The following is a 17464-nucleotide window of genomic DNA, read 5'->3' as shown; positions in this document are numbered from 1 at the left end:
GGCGCGGTCTGTCAGGCAGTGCGCGTGCTCCTTTCGCCAGCAAGCTCCCGCAAGGTGAACCGCCTGAAGGCCGCCCCGGCCTTGCGGCTGCTGCATCAGCGTTCGTGCCGGCTGCTGCGCAGCAATTCCGTGGGCACGTATTTGCCGATTTCGTACTTGCCGATCGCGGCGCGGTGCACTTCGTCCGGGCCATCGGCCAGGCGCAAGGTGCGCTGCATGGCGTACATGTAAGCCAACGGGAAGTCGCCGCTGACCCCGGCGCCGCCATGAATCTGGATGGCGCGGTCAATCACCCGCAAGGCCACGTTGGGCGCCACTACCTTGATCTGGGCAATCTCGCTCTTGGCCACCTTGTTGCCGGCGGTGTCCATCATGAAGGCCGCCTTGAGCGTCAACAGCCGGGCCATGTCGATTTCCATGCGCGAGTCGGCAATCTTGTCGATGTTACCGCCCAGCCGCGCCAACGGCCGGCCGAACGCGGTACGCGCCACCGAGCGCTTGCACATCAGTTCCAGGGCGCGCTCGGCCATGCCGATCGAGCGCATGCAATGGTGAATGCGCCCCGGGCCCAGGCGCCCCTGGGCGATCTCGAAGCCCCGCCCTTCGCCCAGCAACACGTTTTCGTATGGCACCCGCACGTTGTCGAACAGCACCTCCGCGTGGCCGTGAGGCGCGTCGTCGTAGCCGAACACCGGCAACGGCCGGACGATCTTCACCCCTGGGGTGTCCACGGGCACCAGGATCATCGAATGCTGCTGGTGACGCGGGCCGTCCGGGTTGCTCAGGCCCATGAAGATGAGGATCCTGCAACGCGGGTCGCAGGCGCCGGAGGTCCACCACTTGCGGCCGTTGATGACCCACTCGTCACCGTCGCGCTCGGCGCGGGCGGCCATGTTGGTGGCGTCCGATGAAGCCACGTCCGGTTCCGTCATGGCGAAGGCTGAGCGAATCTCGCCGCGCAGCAGCGGTTCCAGCCAGCGCTGCTTGTGCGCTTCACTGCCATAGCGCACCAGCACCTCCATGTTGCCGGTGTCTGGCGCCGAACAGTTGAACGGCTCCGGGCCCAATAGCGAGCGGCCCATGATCTCGGCCAACGGTGCGTATTCCAGGTTGGTCAGCCCGGCGCCCAGCTCGGACTCAGGCAGGAACAGGTTCCACAAACCCTCGGCCCGCGCCTTGGCCTTCAGTTCCTCCATGATCGCGGTGGGCTGCCAGCGGTCGCCCTCGGCAACCTGGCGTTCGAACACAGCCTCGGCGGGATAGACGTACGCGTCCATGAACGCGGTGACGCGCTCACGCAGTTCCTGAACCTTGGGCGAATAAGCAAAATCCATGGGGCGGATACCTTTGATCAAGGGTTGTCGTTGGCATGGATTCGATGCTAGAACAGGCACCAAGATTTATCTAACCTATTCTCGGCGTCTATTATCATTCATCACCGATATAGGCCACACGATGCATCGGCATAAAACCTACAAGAGCGCTGCCCAATGAATCTGAGCAAGGTCGACCTGAATCTGTTCATCGTTTTCGATGCCATTTACACCGAAGCTAACCTGACGCGCGCGGGGCAAATCGTGGGCATTACCCAGCCAGCGGTGTCCAACGCCCTGGCGCGCCTGCGCGAAACCTTCAACGACCCGCTCTTTGTGCGCACGGCCCAGGGCATGGTGCCAACGCCCATGGCCCAGAACATCATCGGCCCGGTGCGCAACGCCCTGTCGCTGTTGCGCGTCTCGGTACAGGAGAGCCGCATCTTCAACCCGCTGCAGGCCACCAAGACCTTCCGCATCAGCATGACCGACCTTACCGAAGCGGTGATCCTGCCCCCCATGTTCCAGCGCCTGCGCCGCCTGGCCCCGGCCGTGGTCATCGAAAGCTTCCTGTGCAAGCGCCGTGAGACGACCAAGGAGCTGGCCGCCGGGCGCCTGGACTTCGCCGTCGACGCGCCGCTGAACACCGACCCGCAGGTGCGCCACGTGAAACTGATGGAAGACCAGTATGTATGCGCCCTGCGCAAGGGGCACCCGCTGCAGAAGGAAAAAATCACCCTGGACGACTACCTGGGCCTGACCCACATCCACATCTCCAGCCGCCGCAATGGCCTGGGTTATGTGGACCTGGCCCTGGGCAAGATGGGCCTGCAACGCAAGATCGCGTTGCGTTCGCAGCACTACCTGATGGCCTCCCAGGTGCTGCAGCAAACCGATATGGTCATGACCGTGCCCGAACGCTTTGCCCGTCGCAACGACCTGAACTACGTACCGCTGCCGGTCAACGATGTACCCCCGGTGGAAACCCACCTGTACTGGCACGAAAGCACCGACCAGGACCCGGCCAACCGCTGGATGCGCGAGCAGATGATCGAACTCGGCCAACTGGTGACACGGGCCGACCAGAACGCCACGCGCACGCGGTGATCGGCGCGCTTGACGTTAGCGGCAGGCAAGCCTTACGTTAACGTCAACTGCCCTTGCGAGCCCGACCATGACCTACAGCATTTCCGACCTGTCCCGCGAGCTGGACATTACTACCCGCGCCATCCGTTTCTATGAAGAACAGGGCATGCTCAGCCCCGAGCGCCGTGGCCAGGAGCGTATCTACTCGCCTCGGGACAAGGTGACCCTGAAGCTGATTCTGCGGGGCAAGCGCATCGGTTTTTCCCTGGCGGAATGCCGAGAGCTGATCGAGCTTTACGACCCCAGCGGCAATCAGCGCCAACTGACCAGCATGCTGGCCAAGATCGCCGAGCGGCGCACCCAGTTGCAGCAGCAACTGCTCGATATCCAGCAGATGCAATTGGAACTCGACACCGCCGAAGAGCGCTGCACCCAGGCGCTGGCCGAACTGGCCCCGCTGCCGGCCACCGTCCAGGAGTAAGCCATGTCCCTGCCCCACGCTGTACGCCTGGTGGAAGTCGGCCCCCGCGATGGCTTGCAGAACGAAGCCAGCCCCATCAGCGTCGCTGACAGAGTACAGCTGGTGGATGAGCTGACCGCCTGTGGGTTCAGCTATATAGAAGCCGGCAGCTTTGTCTCCCCGAAATGGGTGCCACAGATGGCCGGCTCGGCGCAGGTGTTCGCCGGTATCAACCGTCACCCGGGTGTTACCTATGCCGCGCTCACACCCAACCTGCAGGGTGCAGAGGCGGCGCTGGCCGCAGGTGTCGGGGAAGTGGCCGTGTTCGCGGCGGCGTCCGAGGCTTTCTCGCAACGCAACATCAATTGCTCCATCCGCCAGAGCCTGGAGCGCTTCGCGCCGGTAATGGCGGTGGCCCGCGCCGCCGGTGTGCCGGTGCGAGGTTACATCTCCTGTGTGCTCGGCTGCCCTTACGAGGGTGCCATTGCCCCGGCCCAGGTGGCCGCGGTGGCCGCTGAACTGCACGCCATGGGCTGCCGCGAAATATCCCTGGGTGACACCATCGGTGTGGGTACCCCGGGTGCTACGCGCACGCTGTTCGATACCGTGGCCGCCGTGGTACCCCGCGGGCAATTGGCGGGGCACTTCCACGACACCTATGGGCAGGCACTGGCCAATATCTACGCGGCGCTGCTGGAGGGGGTCAGTGTATTCGACAGCTCCGTGGCCGGCCTGGGGGGCTGCCCCTACGCCAAAGGCGCCAGCGGCAACGTGGCCAGCGAGGACGTCGTGTACCTGTTGCAGGGCCTGGGCATCGACACCGGGGTAAACCTGGACGCCTTGATCAGCGTGGGCCAGCGTATCAGCCAGCAGCTTGGGCGGGCGAACGGCTCGCGGGTAGCACAGGCGCGCACCTGTGCGTGACGGATGTTACCCAGGCCTCGGCGTGCGGGTATCGGGGAAACACTTTGTGCGGTTTCTGCTTGACGGTACCGCGAGGTAAAATCATAACCTATTGATTTTAAAGAGATTGTAAAAGTTGGCACGGCACCTGCTTTGTCTCTCGTACAACAAAAACAATAAACGCAGTGGTACCCAATAAAAACAACACGAAACGACTCTGGCATAACAAGAACAACCGCGGCAGAGGCGAAGCTAACAGATTTTTTTGGAGAGGATGCGCCACCGGGGCTTGCCCCACACCGTACACAGAACAACAAAACTGCCCTGAGGCAGCGACGTACCGGTGACAGGCGAATCAGCGCTCAAAAAAATACGTTTGCTCTTGACCCAGGATGTGGGTCACACGAAACGCGACAAAGGGTCAGGCCACCAAAAACAACAACAGGCCGCCCTCAATAATAAAAAAAGAGCAAGCAACATGACCTTGAGGGGAGCTTCGGCTCCCCTCAGTGCTTTCCGGGATTTGACAAGGTGTGACGGGGTGCGACAAAGTGTCACCTCGCCCGCACTTTTTCCCACGAAACGGGTAACAGGGAAACACTCCAGGTTGTGAAAACCCGGTGAAAATTTCCTGAAAACGGCGAAAGCCCCGAATCCATTGGGTTTCTAAAAGTTGGCACGGGATCTGCTTTATCTCTCGTACAACAAAAACAATAAAATGGCAGTACCCAATAAAAACAACACGTAACGGCTCTGGCATAACAAGAACAAACGCGGCAGAGGCGAAGCTAACAGATTTTTTTGGAGAGGACGCGCCACCGGGGCTTGCCCCGCACCGTACACAGAACAACAAAACTGCCCTGAGGCAGCGACGTACCGGTGACAGGCGAATCAGCGCTCAAAAAAATACGTTTGCTCTTGACCCAGGATGTGGGTCACACGAAACGCGGTAAAGGGTCACGGCCACCAAAAACAACAACAGGCCGCCCCTCAATAATAAAAAAGAGCAAGCAACAAGACCTTGAGGGGAGCTTCGGCTCCCCTCATGCTTTGCGCCGTTCTGCGCTCCCCTTCCCCCCTTCGCATGTCGCACAGGCTGGCTCCCCCTTTGCCGTCCGCGCCCATTGACACCTTCAGAGCCAAGGTTTACGTTAACGTAAAGGTAAGCAAAAACCCTACAAAAAAGGCCTGAAGCCATGCGCTACCCCAGCCTCAATTTCGCCTTGGGCGAAACCATCGACATGCTCCGCGACAGCGTCCAAGCCTTCGCCGCCGCCCAGATTGCCCCCCGCGCCGCCCAGATAGACCGCGACAACCTGTTTCCCGCCGACCTCTGGCGCCAGTTCGGCGATATGGGCCTGCTGGGCATCACCGTGCCGGAGGAATACGGCGGTGCTGGCCTGGGCTACCTGGCCCATGTGGTGGCCATGGAAGAAATCAGCCGGGCTTCGGCCTCGGTAGCCCTGTCCTACGGTGCCCACTCCAACCTGTGCGTGAACCAGATCAACCGCAACGGCACCGACGCCCAGAAACGCCAGTACCTGCCGCGCCTGATCAGCGGCGAGCACATTGGCGCCCTGGCCATGAGCGAACCCAATGCCGGCTCCGATGTGGTGTCGATGAAACTGCGCGCAGACCGCCTCGGCGACCGCTTCGTACTCAACGGTTCCAAAACCTGGATCACCAACGGCCCCGACGCCAGCACCTACGTGATCTACGCCAAGACCGACCTGGACAAGGGCGCCCATGGCATCAGTGCCTTCATCGTGGAACGCGACTGGAAAGGCTTCAGCCGCAGCCAGAAGTTCGACAAGCTGGGGATGCGCGGCTCCAACACCTGCGAGCTGTTCTTCGACGATGTTGAAGTACCGGAGGAAAACCTGCTGGGCAGCCTCAATGGCGGCGTGAAGGTGCTGATGAGCGGCCTGGATTACGAGCGTGTGGTGCTGTCTGGCGGCCCCACCGGCATCATGCAGGCGTGCATGGACCTGGTGGTGCCCTACATCCACGACCGCAAGCAGTTCGGCCAGAGCATTGGCGAGTTCCAGCTGATCCAGGGCAAGGTGGCCGACATGTACACCCAGCTCAACGCCAGCCGCGCCTACCTGTATGCCGTGGCCCAGGCCTGCGAGCGCGGCGAGACCACCCGCAAGGACGCTGCCGGGGTCATCCTCTACAGCGCCGAGCGCGCCACGCAGATGGCCCTGGACGCCATCCAGATATTGGGCGGCAACGGCTACATCAACGAGTTCCCCGCCGGGCGCCTGCTGCGCGATGCCAAGCTGTACGAGATCGGCGCGGGCACCAGCGAGATCCGCCGCATGCTGATTGGCCGCGAACTGTTCAACGAGACCCGCTGAGCGCGAGTAGCTTGCGGCTCGCAGCTTCCCAGGAGGATTGATGGCTACTCTGCATACCGGAATTTCTACCCGTTCAGCTGAATTCGCCCGTAACGAGGTGGCCATGGTCGAGCAGGTCCAGGCCTTGCGTAGCCTGCTTGCCCAAGTGCGTGAAGGTGGGGGTGCCAACGCCCAGGCGCGGCATGTCGCCAAGGGCAAGCTGTTACCCCGCGAACGCATCAACCGCTTGCTGGACAGCGGTTCGCCGTTCCTGGAAATTGGCCAGCTGGCGGCTCACCAGGTGTACGACGAGGCCGTGGCCGCCGCGGGGGTGATCGCCGGCATTGGCCGCGTCGAAGGCGTGGAATGCATGATCATCGCCAACGATGCCACGGTCAAAGGCGGCTCCTATTACCCGCTGACGGTGAAAAAACATTTGCGTGCCCAGGCCATCGCCCAGGAAAACCGCCTGCCCTGCCTGTACCTGGTGGATTCGGGTGGCGCCAACCTGCCGCGCCAGGACGAGGTGTTCCCCGACCGCGAGCACTTCGGGCGCATCTTCTTCAACCAGGCGAACATGAGCGCCCAGGGCATCCCCCAGATCGCCGTGGTCATGGGCTCGTGCACCGCGGGCGGCGCCTATGTGCCTGCCATGTCGGATGAGACCATCATGGTCCGCGAGCAGGCCACCATCTTTCTGGCAGGGCCGCCGCTGGTGAAGGCGGCAACGGGCGAAGTGGTTACCGCAGAAGCATTGGGTGGCGCCGATGTGCACTGCAGGGTCTCCGGGGTGGCCGACCACTACGCCGAAAACGACGAGCACGCCTTGGCCATCGCGCGCCGCTGCGTGGCCAACCTCAACTGGCGCAAGCTGGGCCAGTTGCAGTGCCAGCCTCCCGTGGCACCGCTATACCCTGCCGAGGAGCTGTACGGCATCATTCCCGCCGACGCCAAGCAGCCCTTTGACGTGCGCGAAATCATCGCCCGTCTGGTGGATGGTTCGGTGTTCGATGAGTTCAAGGCGCTGTTCGGCACCACCTTGGTGTGTGGCTTCGCCCACCTGCACGGCATGCCCATCGCCATCCTTGGCAACAACGGCATTCTCTTCGCCGAGGCCGCGCAAAAAGGCGCGCACTTCATTGAGCTTGCCTGCCAGCGCGGCATCCCGCTGCTGTTTCTGCAGAACATCACCGGCTTCATGGTCGGGCAGAAATACGAAGCAGGCGGCATCGCCAAGCACGGTGCGAAGCTGGTCACCGCCGTGGCCTGTGCCAGGGTGCCCAAATTCACCGTGATCATCGGCGGCAGTTTTGGCGCCGGCAACTATGGCATGTGCGGTCGCGCCTACGACCCGCGCCTGCTGTGGATGTGGCCCAACGCACGCATCGGTGTGATGGGCGCCGAGCAGGCGGCTGGCGTGCTGGTGCAGGTCAAGCGCGAACAGGGCGAACGCGCGGGCACGCCGTTCAGTGCCGAGCAGGAAGCGGCGCTCAAGCAGCCCATTCTCGAGCAGTATGAGCAACAGGCCCACCCCTTCTATTCCAGCGCGCGGTTATGGGACGACGGGGTCATCGATCCGGCCCAGACCCGCGATGTGCTTGCCCTGGCCTTGTCGGCCGCGCTGAACGCGCCCATAGAAGCCAGCCGTTTCGGCATTTTCCGGATGTGACCATGAACGACTTCAGCACCCTCGAACTGGAACACGACCCGCGCGGCTTCGCTACCTTGTGGCTGAACCGCCCCGAGAAACACAACGCCTTCAATGCCCAGATGATCCGCGAGCTGATCCTGGCCCTGGACACCGTGGCCGGTGACAACCGTCTGCGCTTTCTGCTCATTCGCGGCCGCGGCAAACACTTCTGCGCCGGGGCAGACCTGGCCTGGATGCAACAGTCAGCGCAGTTGGATTTCAACACCAACCTGGACGATGCCCGCGAGCTGGGTGAGCTGATGTATGGCCTGCACAAACTCAAGCTGCCGACCTTGGCGGTGGTCCAGGGCGCGGCCTATGGCGGCGCGCTGGGCTTGATCAGTTGCTGCGACATGGCCATCGGCACCCGGGACGCGCAGTTTTGCCTCTCGGAAGTCCGTATTGGCCTGGTACCTGCGGTCATCAGCCCGTTCGTGGTCAAGGCCATCGGTGAACGCGCCACCCGCCGCTATGCCCTCAGCGCCGAGCGCTTCGATGGCCTGCGGGCCCATGAACTGGGGTTGCTGACCGATACCTGCGCCAGCGCGGAACTGGAGCAGCAGGTGCAGGCGTGGGTGGAAACGATGCTGCTCAACAGCCCCTTGGCCATGCGGGCCTGCAAGGAACTGCTGCGCGAAGTGGCCCACGGTGAAACCACTGCAGGTGCGCGCCGCTATTGCGAGAACGCCATCGCCCGCATTCGCGTCAGCGGCGAAGGCCAGGAAGGCTTGCGCGCGTTCCTGGAGAAACGCACGCCAGCCTGGCAAGCACGGGAGCTCAAGTCATGACCTCGATCACTTCACTGCTGGTGGCCAACCGTGGCGAAATCGCTTGCCGGGTGATGCGCACCGCCAAGGCCATGGGGCTGGCCACGGTGGCCGTGCACAGCGCCATCGACCGTGACGCACGCCATGCCCGCGAAGCCGATCTGCGGGTCGACCTGGGCGGCAGCAAAGCCAGCGACAGCTACCTGGCCATAGACAAGATCATCGCCGCCGCCCACGACAGCGGCGCCCAGGCCATTCACCCCGGCTACGGTTTCCTTTCCGAGAACGCCGCGTTCGCGCGGGCCATCGAGGCCGCGGGGCTGATCTTCCTCGGCCCGCCTGCCAGTGCCATCGACGCCATGGGCAGCAAGTCAGCGGCCAAGGCCCTGATGGAGAGCGCCGGGGTGCCGCTGGTGCCGGGCTACCACGGCCAGGCGCAAGACCTGGAGACATTCCGTACCGCCGCCGCGCGCATCGGTTACCCGGTGCTGCTCAAGGCCAGCGCGGGCGGTGGCGGCAAGGGCATGAAAGTGGTGGAGCGTGAAAGCGAGCTGGCCGATGCCCTGGCTTCGGCCCAGCGTGAAGCGCAATCGTCATTCGGCGATTCACGCATGCTGGTGGAAAAGTACGTGCTGCAGCCGCGTCATGTGGAAATCCAGGTATTCGCCGACCAGCATGGCCACTGCCTGTACCTGAACGAACGGGATTGCTCCATCCAGCGCCGCCACCAGAAGGTAGTCGAGGAGGCGCCGGCCCCGGGGCTGCCCGCCGAGTTGCGCCAGGCCATGGGCGAGGCGGCGGTGAAGGCAGCGCTGGCCATCGGTTACGTGGGCGCCGGCACCGTCGAATTTCTCCTCGACGCCCGGGGCGAATTCTTCTTCATGGAGATGAACACCCGCCTGCAGGTAGAACACCCGGTCACCGAAGCGATCACCGGGCTGGACCTGGTGGCCTGGCAGATCCGCGTGGCCCAGGGCGAACCCCTGCCCCTTGCCCAAGCCCAGGTACCGCTGCACGGGCATGCCATTGAAGTGCGCCTGTATGCCGAAGACCCGGACAACGCGTTTCTGCCCGCCACCGGCACCCTGGCCCTGTACCGCGAGTCGGCACCCGGCCCGGGGCGGCGGGTAGACAGTGGTGTCAGCGAGGGTGACCAGGTCTCGCCGTTTTACGACCCCATGCTCGGCAAGCTGATTGCCTGGGGCGAAACCCGCGAGCAGGCACGGTTGCGCTTGCTGAGCATGCTCGACGAATTTTCCGTGGGCGGCGTGCGCACCAACCTGGCGTTCCTGCGGCGCATCATCGGCCACCCCGCCTTCGCCGCGGCCGAACTGGACACCGGGTTCATTCCCCGGCATCAGGCGCAGTTGCTGCCGGCCGCCGGCGTGTTGCCGCCTGCGTTCTGGCAAGCGGCCGCCGCGGCGGTGCTGCCATCACCCGGCAACGACCCGTGGTCCGCCGCCAGCGGCCTGCGCCTCGGGCTGCCCAGTGAGACCGTCGTGGCGGTGCGGTGTCGCGACCAGCACCAGGTGGTAAACCTGGCCAGCGGTGCGGCCAGCCCCACGGCGTATCGGCGTGGGGACACGGTGTACCTGCCTTGGCAAGGCGAGGTTTACCCGGTGAACCTGATCGACCCCATCGCCGAGGCCGACGAAGGTCACAGCCACCAGGGTGGCCTCAACGCCCCCATGAACGGCAGCATCGTGCGGGTGCTGGTCAGTGCCGGGCAGTCAGTGGACGCCGGCACTGCGCTGGTGGTGCTTGAAGCCATGAAGATGGAACACAGCATCCGCGCGCCCCGGGCCGGGCAGGTCAAGGCACTGCATTGCACCGAGGGCGACATGGTGGCCGAGGGCAGTGTGCTGGTGGAGATGGAGGCGTAGCACGGTCGCCTGGATTCAGCTTCCCACCTCGCACGCCCGGACCGGTGCTGCTCAGGCCGCCAGCGCTGCCTCGATGGCCTTGAGTAGACGCGGGTCATCGGCGGCCACATCCGGTGCGAAGCGGCCCACCACCTGCCCTTCGCGGTTGATCAGGAACTTCTCGAAATTCCACTGCACCTCCGGCACCGGGTTCACCGGGATGCCCTTGCCGGTCAGGCGCTTGCGCCAGGGGCCTTCGCCCTCGGCGTCCGGGATGGCCCGGGTCAGTGCTGCGTACAGCGGATGCTGGTCGTTGCCCACCACCGAAATCTTCGAGAACAGCGGAAACTTCACGTCGTAGGTCAGGCTGCAGAAGGCTTTGATCTCGTCATCGCTGCCCGGCTCCTGGGCCTTGAAGTTGTTGGCCGGGAAACCCAGTACTTCCAGGCCCTGGGCACGGTGGCTTTGATACAGTTTTTCCAGGCCTTCGTATTGCGGGGTCAGCCCGCATTTGGAAGCAACGTTGACCACCAGCAGCACCTTGCCCTTGTAGGCCTCCAGGGTTTGCGGCTGGCCGTCGATGGTCTTGACCGGAATGGAATACAGGGTGCTCATGACAGGCTCCAGGACGGGAAAGTGGCTTTCACTTTAGCACCGCGCCTGCCTGTACGACATCCGTGCCAGCGGACCTGTCTGCGTCGAAGCCAGACACGGTGTGCCTGACACTGCACAGCGCCTGGGACGCGGCCGGGTCCGCTGCTACGGCGCGTACATAGCGGCGGGCGCACGGTCGGAAGTGAGCGGTGGGTCAGTTGCGCGCCATGCAGCGCGCGCGGCGTTCGTCGACGCGGCGGGCGAACCAGGCGGTGGTCAGGTGGCGGGTGATCTTCGGGCTTTCCAGGGTGATGCCCGGCAGGATCGCCCGGGGCACGGGCTGGCCTGCTACCTGGTCGGCCAGTTCGAACACCCGCTGGTAAACCCGGGTGTCTTCGAAGTCCGGTTGCTCGCCCTTGTCGAGCGCCCGTCGGATGTCGATGTCGCTCATGCCCAGCCGCGTGCCCAGGGAGCGCACCGCCAGCTCGGTCTGCCCCGCCGTGAGCGAGCCGTAGTCGATCAGGTCACCATCCAGCGTCAGCCGCGCCTTGACCAGGCGGTTGAGGGCAGCCTGGAACGCGGCGTTGCGGCTGGCGTAATGGCCGGCGTTGTAGTCGGCGAAGCGGTACAGCGGCTCGGGGTAATGAACCGGGTAGCCAAGCAAGTGCGCGGTGCCGAAGTACACCCCGCCACGGCGGCTGAAGACCTCATGGCGAATGGAGTCCTGCACCGGGTACGGATACCCGCGGGCATTGCGCTCGGCAAAGTCCACGGCCACCTGCATGGGCCCGCCGGTGTGCACGGGATTGAAGGTGCCGAACAACTGCCGGCCCAAGGGCGCCATGCTGATGAAGTCATCGAATACTTCGCTCAATTCGCGCTCCGAACGCACGCTGGCGATGCGCTGGGCATAGGTCCTGCCGGTGGGAGAGGCAAGGCCCAGCGCCGCGTCGACCACGAACCCCGGCACGTGCAGGCGCCCGGCGCGGCGATCGATCTCGGTACGGGCAATGCGGCCCAGCCCCGGCACCTGAGGGTCGGCCTGAAAGTTGGATTCCTGCTCGATGACCGCGATCATCGAACACAGGTTCTGGGTGCTGGGGTCCAGCGACTGGGCTTCGAAGGCGACCTGAATATCAGCCGCCCACCCTTGCCGATTGGTCGCCGAAGGTGGGAGCAGGCGGACAACCTTGGCGCGCACCTGCTCGGGTGACGGCGCCTGTTGCAGCGGCTGATGGCTGCAGGCGCTCAATGCCAGCAGGCCGATCAACAATCCATAGCGTTTCAGCTCGCTCAATCAGGCACCTCGTGGTTCATCGGTTCAGTGGTCAGCGTACCTCTGCGGCTCGGTGGCGCTGGCATCCACCCGCTCGCCCATGGCTTGCTCGAAACGCGCCAAGGGCATCAGCGGCTGGCCATCGACACCAGTGAACTGCACCCGGTACGGCGCGTCGTGGCTGAGCTGCCGCAACTGGTCCAGGCTCTGGGCCACGTAGGCCAGGCTGACAAAGCGCTGGCCACTGCGCGGGTCCAGCCAGCGCTCGAACAACAGGGTGCCACCGGGCGCCGCGTCGTCCTCGGGGTACTCGGCGATCTTCCAGTCAAAGCCTAGCAGCGTACGCAACTGGGCGATGTTGCTGTCATGGCCCACGTACGCCAGCCATGCCGCGGAGGGTGGGCCACCCGCGGCCGCCTTGCCGGTGTCCTCCAGCGCCAGCAACACCTGGCTCAGCAACTGCGAGGCGCCGCGGCGGGCCACGTAGGGCAGGTGCTGACTCAGAGCGTATTTGCCGCTGCGCAGTTCCATCAACCCCGCCACCTCATTGGCGGTGCGGCCTTGACCAAAGGCCACCTGGTCCAGCGGCATGCCTTCGGCGTACTGCATGCGGAACGTCTCGGCCATGGCCGCACCGACGCTCAATGGGCCGCTGAGTTTGACCGTGGTGCCTTTTTCTTTCAGCCCCCAGGGCTGCTCGCTCAACGCGCAATGTGGCGCCTTGGGGCAGGTGGCGGGCACGCCGACCACGTTCTGCATACGCAGCAAGGCCTGGCCATACTTCGCCTGGGCCGCCTGCGGGCTGCCGCCCATGGCCGCGAGAATAGCCTGCTCGGCCTGCCGGCGGTCCAGCCCAGCCAAGCCGTTCTCGCTACCATGGAACAGGCGGTCCTGGCCCGCGCTGGCATGGTTCACCGGCACTTGGCAACCCGGAAACAGACCTTCGAGCAATGCCTTGCCGGTGGCCCGGGTACGCGCTACCGGGCTGGACCAGAGGTAGGCTTGGCCAGCGCCAGGGCACCCATCGGCGGCCAGCAGCCCATGGCCCACCAGGTACTGGCGCTGCCACTGGCCCAGCAGCACGGTGGCGGCATAACCGTGAGGCGTGAGTTGGCCATCGGCGACGGCAAAGCGCGGCCAGGTCTTGGCAGACCAGGCTTGCAACTCGGCGGTGTCGGTGGCCGGGCGGATCCCGTGACGCATCACCAGCACCACCTTGTCCAGGCGCAGGCCCTCGGTGTTCAGGGTTTCGGCGTGCAACAGCGGGCTGGTCACCAGCGCCAGGGCCACGGCCAGGCCGCGCAACAACGGGTAATTAGAAGTCATAGCGGGCATTCACACTCAGGGTCCGTGGCGAGCCGGGTTGCAGGTAGTTTTCCTGGTACCAGGTCCAGTATCTGTGGTTGGCCAGGTTGGTGACGTTGGCGCCAAAGGTCAATGCATGGCCGCCCGCCAGCTTCATGCGGTAGCCGCCGCCCGCGTCGAACAGGCTGTAGGCATCCAGGGTATGCACGTTGCCCGAATCCACCGCCATGGGGCCGATGCGCTGGGCACCGGCCCGCACGAACAGCCCCGGCACCGCGCCGATGCGGTAGGTGGCCTGGGCACCGGCCTGGTAGTGGGCGGCACCGGCGGCGCGGTTGCCGTCGACGTCACCGGCATCCTGGTACTCGGAGTCCAGGGACATGATGCTGCCTTCCAGGGTCAGGCTGTCGATGGGGTCGACACTGCCGGCCAGCTCGATGCCCTGGTAGCGGATCGTGCCGCTCTGCACGTAGACGTTGTCGCTGTTGGTGTACTCGGCGCCGCGGTCGATACGAAAGGCGGCGGCCGTGGCGCTCCAATTGCGACGCTGGGCCTTCACGCCGATTTCATATTGCTTGCTGCGCAGCGGCGCCAGGGTCTGGTCGGCGTTGTCGGCCGTGGTGGGCGCTGTGCCGCCGGCTTCCAGCGACTCGACGTAGCTGGCGTAGACGGTCACGTCCTGGATGGGCTTGTACATCAGCGCCACGGTAGGTGTAGCCGGGCGTGCCTTGTAGCGCACGGCCTCGCTGGTCGCCGAGTCGTGGGTCTCCTCCCGGAAGGTTTCGTTGCGCAGGCCGACCAGCAACGACCAGTGCTCGCCCAGGCCGAGGGTGTCGCTGGCAAATACCGCGCTTTCCTTGATCGAGTCGTCGCCGTAGGTGCCACCGCTGTAGTCGATGTCATACACCGAGAAAATCGTCGGGTCGTAGAGGTTGCCCTTGCCCACGGTACTTTTGGGGGTGTTGACCGACTTGCGCGACTGCAGGTCCGAATAGGAACTGCCCAGCACCAGGTCATGGCTGAACCAGCCCGTGGTGAATTTTCCCTCCAGGGTGCCCATGGCCTGGTTGTAGTCGTAGCCGTGGTATTCGGAGGTGACCTTGTCGGAGTAGTTGCCGCTGTTGCTGGTGATCTGGTACTGGTCTTTCACATAACGGCGGTCCGAATCACTGTAGCGGTACGCCAGGCGGCCCTGCCAGTTCGGCGAGAACTGATAGGTGGCGCTCAAGGTCGAGAGGCTGTAGTCCACGTCTGTGTAAGAGCCGTTGCTGTACAGGCGCTTGCTGCCATCGATGGTCTTGGGCAGCGCGTAGGCGGTGTTGACCACGATATCGGTGCCGCCGGAGGTCTTGCGCTGCTGGTAAAGGGTGTCGAAGTTGATCGTCAGGTCATCGGTCAGCTTGGCGTCCAGGGCCAGGCCCACGGCCGTACGGTTGACCGCGGCGCCACCGCTGGCGGCGTCGCCCTCCTCGTGCACCAGGTTCAGCCGGTAGCCGAACCGCGGGTCGTCCAGCCGGCCACCCAGGTCGATGTGCTCCTTGTAGAGGTTGTCGGACTGGTAGCCCGCGTCGACGCTGAACAGGGTCTTGTCGGTCGGGCGCTTGCTCACGTAGTTGACGATACCGCCCGGGCTGCCGAAACCGTACATGAAGCCCGACAGCCCTTGGAGCACCTCGACGCTGTCGAACATTTCCAGGGGCATTTCCACGCCACGGTTGATGTTGGCCATGCCGTCGACCTTGTAGCCGTTCAGATCGTCAAGGGGCAGGCCGCGCACCGCCAGGGTGGCCGGGTGGGTGCCGTAGCTGGAGCTGATGGAGGTCACCGAGGCGTTGTATTTCACCGCCTCGGAAAGAATGCCGGCCTGGCGCTGCTGAATCTCTTCGCTGCTTACGCTCTTGATCGAGAACGGCGTGTCGATGGCCGCCTTGCTGCCCAGCGCGCCGCCGGACATTTTCTTGTGCAGCTCGGGCTTTTTGGCCTTTGCCGCCTTGACGGTCACTTGCGGCAGCGTGGCAAGCACGCTGTCATCGATGACCGGCGCGGCGTCGGCGGCCCAGATCGAAGGGGCCAGGGCAAAAGCCGCGAGGCCCGCGCCAGTGCGAACGGACAGCGCGTGAAACGGGTGTTTGCGAAGCATGACAACTCCAGAAAAAGAGCGCACGAACCCTGCCCGCCAGCACGCTGGCGGGGGGAACGAAGCAGGAATCAGGGCGTGACGGCCTGGGTAACGAAACCGATTTTTTCCAGGCCGCCGGACTGCGCCGCGGCCATTACTTGCACGACCTTTTCGTAGGGCGTGTCACGCTGAGCCCGCAGGTGCAATTCCGGCACCGGCTGGCGCGCAGCGGCCTCGGCGATCAGCGCCGGCAGCTCGGCATCGCTGATGTCACGGTCGTCCCAGTGCAGGTGGCCACTGTTGTCCAGGGCCAGGTCCACCGCCACGGGCGGCTTGTTGTCCTGCTGCGCCGCGGCGTGGGGCAGGTCGATCTTGACGCTGTGCTGGATGGCCGGCACGGTGATGATGAAGATCACCAGCAGCACCAGCATCACGTCCACCAGCGGCGTGGTATTGATTTCCGGGTTGAAGCTGTCGTCGTCCAGCTCATCCTGCAAGCCACCGGCCATCAGACGTACTCCGCGCGGGCACGGGGCATGGCCCGCTGCGGTGCCTGGCCCGGGGGGGTGGCACGGGCGCCGATCACCAGCAGGTCATGCAGCTCGAAGGCAAACTTGCCCAGCTCGGCCAGGGTCTGCTTGTTAGTGCGCACCAGCAGGTTGTACGCCAGGGTCGCGGGGATAGCCACGGCCAGGCCCAGAGCCGTCATGATCAGGGTTTCGCCCACGGGGCCAGCCACCTTGTCGATACTGGCATCACCGGTCAGGCCGATCTTCATCAAGGCGTGGTAGATCCCCCACACGGTGCCCAGCAGGCCCACGAACGGCGCGCTGGACCCCACGGTGGCCAACACCGCCATACCGCCTTGCAGGCGCGCGCCCACCACCAGGGTGGCCTGGCGCAGGGCACGGCTGAGCCATTCGCTGAACGGCGGCGGGTTCATGCCGCTGTCCAGGGCTTCGCGGTGCTGGCTGGCGGCGCTGACGCCGGCATGGCCCAATGCCCCGTAGGCCGGATCGGTGGCCAGTTGGCGCAAGCCATCACTCACGGTGGGTGCGGCCCAGAACGCGGCCAACAGGCGCGGCGAGCGCAGGCGGGAAAGCCCCAGGCGCACCAGTTTGTCAGCGATCACGTACCAGGACGCCAACGACATGGCCAGCAGCATCAACGCTACGCCACGGGTCACGGCGTCGGCCTGCCCCCACAGCATGTCCAGGCCCAGGGAAGTGTTTTGCATGGTGTAGTCCTCGTCAATCGTCAGAACGCGCCCGAGCGCCACCCTGGCGAGGCCGCCGAGGGGTGAGTCCGGGGTTGGGTAAAGGGGTGTGGAGGTCAGCTGTCCAGCTGAAAGCGCAGGGGTACGATCACGTACACCGAGAGCGCGTGGCCGCCTTCGCGGTAGGGCTTGAAGACGGCAGCGCGCGCCGCCGCCCTGCCCGCCTCGTCGAGGCTGCCGAAGCCCGAGGAGCGCACCACATCGATACGCCCCGGCCTGCCGGTTTCGTCTACCAGCACCCGCAGGATCACCGTGCCTTCGTTGCCGTCCTCGCGGTCACGGTCCGGGTACTGGGGTTCGGGCGCGCGCACGTATTCCACGCCGTGGGTGATGGTTTTTGGCGGCGCGGGGGGTGGCGCCGGTACAGGGGCGGCCGCGGGTGCCGGGGTTGGCGCGGCGCTGGCCACGGCTGGCACGGGCGCTGGCGCCGGTGTGGGTACCGCCACATGACGCGGCGCCGGGGCCTTGGCCACG

General features: G+C 64.8%; 15 protein-coding genes. 7 read left to right on the top strand and 8 right to left on the bottom strand.

From position 1 onward, the window contains the following. Positions 1-95 precede the first annotated feature (95 nt). Entirely contained in the window at positions 96-1334 is a 1239-nt protein-coding gene (locus tag QBK88_RS18690; RefSeq protein WP_277963194.1) for an acyl-CoA dehydrogenase, read from the bottom strand. Positions 1335-1490: 156 nt separating this feature from the next. Between QBK88_RS18690 and QBK88_RS18685 the strand changes: the two genes are divergently transcribed. The 7 genes from QBK88_RS18685 to QBK88_RS18655 all read left to right on the top strand — a co-directional run bounded on the left by QBK88_RS18685 (position 1491) and on the right by QBK88_RS18655 (position 10441). Then, positions 1491-2420: a LysR family transcriptional regulator gene (locus QBK88_RS18685; RefSeq protein ID WP_268143844.1), complete on the top strand. Its 930-nt coding sequence runs from the start codon at positions 1491-1493 to the stop codon at positions 2418-2420. Between the two features lie 67 nt (positions 2421-2487). After that, positions 2488-2880, top strand: coding sequence for a MerR family transcriptional regulator (locus QBK88_RS18680; RefSeq protein WP_268143846.1), 393 nt, complete (start codon positions 2488-2490; stop codon positions 2878-2880). A gap of 3 nt (positions 2881-2883) precedes the next feature. Beyond that, positions 2884-3783 (top strand): hydroxymethylglutaryl-CoA lyase, encoded by a 900-nt coding sequence (locus QBK88_RS18675; protein ID WP_277963193.1) that lies wholly within the window; start codon positions 2884-2886, stop codon positions 3781-3783. 1175 nt (positions 3784-4958) lie between these two features. Continuing rightward, on the top strand, positions 4959-6122 hold the full coding sequence (locus QBK88_RS18670; RefSeq protein WP_268143850.1) for an isovaleryl-CoA dehydrogenase: 1164 nt from the start codon (positions 4959-4961) through the stop codon (positions 6120-6122). Positions 6123-6162: 40 nt separating this feature from the next. After that, on the top strand, positions 6163-7770 hold the full coding sequence (locus QBK88_RS18665; RefSeq protein ID WP_277963192.1) for a carboxyl transferase domain-containing protein: 1608 nt from the start codon (positions 6163-6165) through the stop codon (positions 7768-7770). A 2-nt stretch (positions 7771-7772) separates the two neighbouring features. Then, positions 7773-8579, top strand: coding sequence for a gamma-carboxygeranoyl-CoA hydratase (locus tag QBK88_RS18660; RefSeq protein ID WP_277963191.1), 807 nt, complete (start codon positions 7773-7775; stop codon positions 8577-8579). Further along, positions 8576-10441 carry an acetyl-CoA carboxylase biotin carboxylase subunit gene (locus tag QBK88_RS18655; protein WP_277963190.1) on the top strand — a complete coding sequence of 622 codons (1866 nt, stop codon included), beginning with the start codon at positions 8576-8578 and terminating at the stop codon, positions 10439-10441. The genes QBK88_RS18660 and QBK88_RS18655 overlap by 4 nt, the downstream gene beginning before the upstream one ends. A 51-nt stretch (positions 10442-10492) precedes the next feature. Here the strand turns inward: QBK88_RS18655 and QBK88_RS18650 are convergent, their stop codons facing one another. The 7 genes from QBK88_RS18650 to QBK88_RS18620 form a co-directional block, all read right to left on the bottom strand. After that, the gene (locus QBK88_RS18650) at positions 10493-11035 is read right to left on the bottom strand and encodes a glutathione peroxidase (protein WP_277963189.1); all 543 of its coding nucleotides are present in this window, start codon (positions 11033-11035) and stop codon (positions 10493-10495) included. A 193-nt stretch (positions 11036-11228) separates the two neighbouring features. After that, positions 11229-12311 (bottom strand): DUF1615 domain-containing protein, encoded by a 1083-nt coding sequence (locus QBK88_RS18645; RefSeq protein WP_277963188.1) that lies wholly within the window; start codon positions 12309-12311, stop codon positions 11229-11231. Positions 12312-12335: 24 nt separating this feature from the next. Then, positions 12336-13616: a histidine-type phosphatase gene (locus QBK88_RS18640; protein ID WP_277963187.1), complete on the bottom strand. Its 1281-nt coding sequence runs from the start codon at positions 13614-13616 to the stop codon at positions 12336-12338. Continuing rightward, the gene (locus QBK88_RS18635; protein WP_277963186.1) at positions 13606-15735 is read right to left on the bottom strand and encodes a TonB-dependent siderophore receptor; all 2130 of its coding nucleotides are present in this window, start codon (positions 15733-15735) and stop codon (positions 13606-13608) included. Before QBK88_RS18635 ends, QBK88_RS18640 begins: the two co-directional genes overlap by 11 nt. 68 nt (positions 15736-15803) lie before the next feature. Beyond that, positions 15804-16223 (bottom strand): ExbD/TolR family protein, encoded by a 420-nt coding sequence (locus tag QBK88_RS18630; protein WP_176570482.1) that lies wholly within the window; start codon positions 16221-16223, stop codon positions 15804-15806. After that, positions 16223-16951 carry a MotA/TolQ/ExbB proton channel family protein gene (locus QBK88_RS18625; RefSeq protein ID WP_277963185.1) on the bottom strand — a complete coding sequence of 243 codons (729 nt, stop codon included), beginning with the start codon at positions 16949-16951 and terminating at the stop codon, positions 16223-16225. Before QBK88_RS18625 ends, QBK88_RS18630 begins: the two co-directional genes overlap by 1 nt. 95 nt (positions 16952-17046) lie before the next feature. Then, a partial coding sequence (locus tag QBK88_RS18620; protein WP_277963184.1) for an energy transducer TonB occupies positions 17047-17464 on the bottom strand: 418 nt, incomplete at its 5' end.

It is taken from the genome of Pseudomonas sp. RIT-To-2, assembly GCF_029623465.1.
GTDB classification, from domain to species: domain Bacteria; phylum Pseudomonadota; class Gammaproteobacteria; order Pseudomonadales; family Pseudomonadaceae; genus Aquipseudomonas; species Aquipseudomonas silvicola.
The sequence above is the reverse complement of the archived record's forward strand: the minus strand, read 5'-3'. Positions and strand labels throughout refer to the sequence as shown.

Excerpts from the sequence above, each read along its gene's own strand:
- QBK88_RS18690 (WP_277963194.1), bottom strand. The coding sequence starts at position 1,334 with ATGGATTTTGCTTATTCGCCCAAGGTTCAGGAACTGCGTGAGCGCGTC.
- QBK88_RS18685 (WP_268143844.1), top strand. The coding sequence starts at position 1,491 with ATGAATCTGAGCAAGGTCGACCTGAATCTGTTCATCGTTTTCGATGCC.
- QBK88_RS18680 (WP_268143846.1), top strand. The coding sequence starts at position 2,488 with ATGACCTACAGCATTTCCGACCTGTCCCGCGAGCTGGACATTACTACC.
- QBK88_RS18675 (WP_277963193.1), top strand. The coding sequence starts at position 2,884 with ATGTCCCTGCCCCACGCTGTACGCCTGGTGGAAGTCGGCCCCCGCGAT.
- QBK88_RS18670 (WP_268143850.1), top strand. The coding sequence starts at position 4,959 with ATGCGCTACCCCAGCCTCAATTTCGCCTTGGGCGAAACCATCGACATG.
- QBK88_RS18665 (WP_277963192.1), top strand. The coding sequence starts at position 6,163 with ATGGCTACTCTGCATACCGGAATTTCTACCCGTTCAGCTGAATTCGCC.
- QBK88_RS18660 (WP_277963191.1), top strand. The coding sequence starts at position 7,773 with ATGAACGACTTCAGCACCCTCGAACTGGAACACGACCCGCGCGGCTTC.
- QBK88_RS18655 (WP_277963190.1), top strand. The coding sequence starts at position 8,576 with ATGACCTCGATCACTTCACTGCTGGTGGCCAACCGTGGCGAAATCGCT.
- QBK88_RS18650 (WP_277963189.1), bottom strand. The coding sequence starts at position 11,035 with ATGAGCACCCTGTATTCCATTCCGGTCAAGACCATCGACGGCCAGCCG.
- QBK88_RS18640 (WP_277963187.1), bottom strand. The coding sequence starts at position 13,616 with ATGACTTCTAATTACCCGTTGTTGCGCGGCCTGGCCGTGGCCCTGGCG.
- QBK88_RS18635 (WP_277963186.1), bottom strand. The coding sequence starts at position 15,735 with ATGCTTCGCAAACACCCGTTTCACGCGCTGTCCGTTCGCACTGGCGCG.
- QBK88_RS18630 (WP_176570482.1), bottom strand. The coding sequence starts at position 16,223 with ATGGCCGGTGGCTTGCAGGATGAGCTGGACGACGACAGCTTCAACCCG.
- QBK88_RS18625 (WP_277963185.1), bottom strand. The coding sequence starts at position 16,951 with ATGCAAAACACTTCCCTGGGCCTGGACATGCTGTGGGGGCAGGCCGAC.